This window comes from Acidisphaera rubrifaciens HS-AP3 (assembly GCF_000964365.1).
Classification (GTDB): Bacteria; Pseudomonadota; Alphaproteobacteria; order Acetobacterales; family Acetobacteraceae; genus Acidisphaera; species Acidisphaera rubrifaciens.
Genome location: NZ_BANB01000163.1, coordinates 1 through 3,147 on the forward strand (window position 1 = coordinate 1; position 3,147 = coordinate 3,147).

Genomic DNA, 3,147 nt, shown 5'->3' on the forward strand with positions numbered 1-3,147 from the left:
GACCCAAGCCGCCGCGCCTGCTCCCCCGGACGAGGCCCGCGACACCGCCGCCGCCGCGTTCGCCGAGCGCGTCCGCCGCTACGACCCCAAGGCGGACACGGCGCTGATCGAGGCGGCCTATGTCACCGCCGCCCAGGCGCACGCCTCGCAGCGGCGCGACAACGGCGACCCCTACATCACCCATCCGGCCGCCGTCGCCGAGATCCTCGCCGGCTACCGGCTCGACACCGCCTCCATCATAACCGGCCTGCTCCACGACGTCGTGGAGGACACGCCCCTGACCATGGCGGCGATCGAGGCGCGGTTCGGGCGCGAGATCGCGGGCCTCGTGGACGGCGTCACCAAGCTGACGCGCCTCGAACTGCAATCGGACCGCACCAAGCAGGCGGAGAATTTCCGCAAGCTCGTGCTGGCGATGAGCCGCGACATCCGCGTGCTGCTGGTCAAGCTCGCCGACCGGCTGCACAACATGCGCACCCTGCATTACGTGCGCGAACTGCCGCGCCGCCAGCGCATCGCGCGCGAGACGATGGAGATCTACGCGCCGCTCGCCGAACGCATCGGCATGGACGCGGTCAAGACCGAACTCCAGACGCTCGCCTTCGCGCAGCTCGATCCGGAGGCGTCGGACACCATCCAGGCGCGGCTGAACTTCCTGCGCGGGCAGGGGGCCGACGTGATCGAGGAGGTGCGCGGCGAACTGCGCCGCGTGCTCGAGGAATCCGGCCTGCGCGTGCTGGAGGTGACGGGCCGCGAGAAATCGCCCTTCTCCATCTGGGAGAAGATGCAGCGGCGCAACGTCGCCTTCGAACAGCTCTCCGACATCATGGCGTTCCGCGTCGTCGTGCCGACGCGCGAGCAATGCTACGCGGCGCTCGGCGCCGTGCACGCGGCGTTCCCGGTGATCGCCGGCCGCTTCAAGGACTACATCAGCACGCCGAAGTCGAACGGCTATCAGAGCCTGCACACCGGCGTCACGCTGCGCCATCCGCGCAACCAGAAGATCGAGGTGCAGATACGCACCCCGGAGATGCACGACATCGCCGAGAACGGCGTCGCCGCGCACTGGCTGTACAAGGACGGCGGTCCCGCCTCGCAAAAGGAGGTCGTGCGCTTCCGCTGGGTGCAGGACCTGCTGGAAATCCTGGAGAACTCGACCACCGGCGACGAGTTCCTCGAATACACCAAGCTCGAACTGTACGAGGACAAGGTCTTCTGCTTCACGCCGAAGGGCCAGCTGATCGAGCTGCCGCGCGGCGCGACGCCGGTCGATTTCGCCTATGCCGTGCACAGCCAGGTCGGCGATACCTGCGTCGGCGCCAAGGTCAACGGCCGGCTGATGCCGCTGCGCCACGAGCTGCAGAACGGCGACCAGGTGGAGATCATGACGGCGCGCGGCGGCACGCCGTCGCCGCAATGGGAACGCTTCGTCGTCACCGGCAAGGCACGCGCGCGCATCCGCCGCTACGTGCACCAGCAGCAGAAGCAGCAGAACCTCGCCGACGGCCGCGCCATGCTCGCCCGCGCCTTCCGCCAGGAGGGCGTGGACGGTTCGGAAAAGGCGCTGGAACCGGCGCTCAAGGCGTTCAAGCAGCCGAGCCTGTCCGACCTCTATGTCGCCGTCGGCAACGGCAATATCGGGCCGAAGGACGTCGTCCACGCCGTCTATCCGGAACTGCGCCAGAACGCCCACGCGCCGCGCATGGTGCCGGTGCTTCCGCCCCGCCCGTCGAGCCGCGCGTATCATCACGGCGGCCACGATTCCGGCGTGCCGCTGACCGGCCTCGTCGCCGGCATGGCGGTGCATTTCGCCGGCTGCTGCCATCCGCTGCCGGGTGACCGCATCTGCGGCATCGTCACCACCGGCAAGGGGGTCACGATCCACACCCGCGACTGCCAGACGCTCGCGAGCTTCGCCGCGACGCCGGAGCGTTTCATCGACGTCGAATGGGACCTTGCCGCCGTGGCCGAGGGGCTGGCCGGCGGCGGCGGGCGCGGGCTGCGCACCGGGCGCATCAGCGTGATCGCCGCCAACGAGCCCAACGTGCTCGCCGGCCTGACCAACGCCGTCGCCAAGCACGAGGGCGCGATCGCCAACCTCAAGGTCGTCAACCGGCAACAGGACTTCTTTGAAATCCTCGTCGACGTGGACGTGCGCGACCTGCGCCACCTCTCGACCGTGATCGCCGGGCTGCGCGGCGCGCCCGGCATCACGCAGGTGGAGCGGGCGCGGGCTTGATCCTCGGCATCGGCGCCGATCTCTGCGACATCCGCCGCATCGAGCGGACGCTCGCGCGCCACGGCGGACGCTTCGAGCTGCGCGTGTTCACCGAGATCGAACGCGCCCGCGCCGACCGCGCGAAGCTCGCCCGCGTGCGCGCCGCGACCTACGCCAAGCGTTTCGCGGCCAAGGAGGCGGCGTCGAAGGCCCTGGGCACCGGCTTCGCGCGCGGCGTGCATTTCGCCGATCTCGGCGTGGTCAACCTGCCGGGCGGCAAGCCGACCCTGCACATGACCGGCGGCGCCGCGCTGCGCCTCGCGGCGATCACCCCGCCCGGGCTGACGGCGGCGGTGCATCTGACGATGACCGACGAATACCCCTATGCCTATGCGCAGGTGATCATCGAGGCGTGGGCTCCGGGCGCCACGGCAACGGCCGGTTAAGCTTCGTCTGCTAGGACGCGAGGCAGAGACAGCGCCGGGGCCTCGCCGTGTACGTCCCACCCGCCTCCGCCTTTGCCGATGCGACCGCGCCGGCCGCCGCCGCCACGGCCGGGGGAGGGGCGGAGGCGCCCGGCGGCACGTCCTTCCGCACGCTGCTGTCGGAGATGAACCCGCTGCAGTATCTCCCCGTCGTCGGGCCGCTCTACCGCGCGGCGACCAACGACACGATCCCGGAGCCGGTGCGCTGCTTCGGCTCGCTGCTGGTCGGCGGCCTGATCGGCGGGCCGATCGGCGTCGCGACCGGCATCGCCTCGCTGGTGGCCGAACGGGTCAGCGGTATCGACCCCGACGGCATCGGTCGCCGTTTGCTCGCCGATCTCGGGATCATCACCGCACCGGGCGCCGCCCGCCCCTCCGGCACGCCGGCCGCTCCCGCGGTCGCCGCCGCTTCCACCACCGCGTCCACCGCCGCGCCGGCCGCCG

Annotated in this window: 3 protein-coding genes; all 3 read left to right on the top strand. The window is 71.0% G+C overall.

Annotated elements, in window-relative coordinates:
* On the top strand, positions 1 to 2,239 hold a 2,239-nt coding region (locus B8460_RS05935), incomplete at its 5' end, for a RelA/SpoT family protein (RefSeq protein ID WP_048860663.1).
* Positions 2,236 to 2,664, top strand: a complete 429-nt coding sequence (gene acpS, locus B8460_RS05940) for a holo-ACP synthase (RefSeq protein ID WP_048860664.1) — start codon at positions 2,236 to 2,238, stop codon at positions 2,662 to 2,664. The genes B8460_RS05935 and acpS, both read left to right, overlap by 4 nt.
* Before the next feature lie 47 nt (positions 2,665 to 2,711).
* Positions 2,712 to 3,147 (top strand): hypothetical protein (locus tag B8460_RS05945; RefSeq protein ID WP_048860665.1); only part of this gene is annotated, 436 nt, incomplete at its 3' end.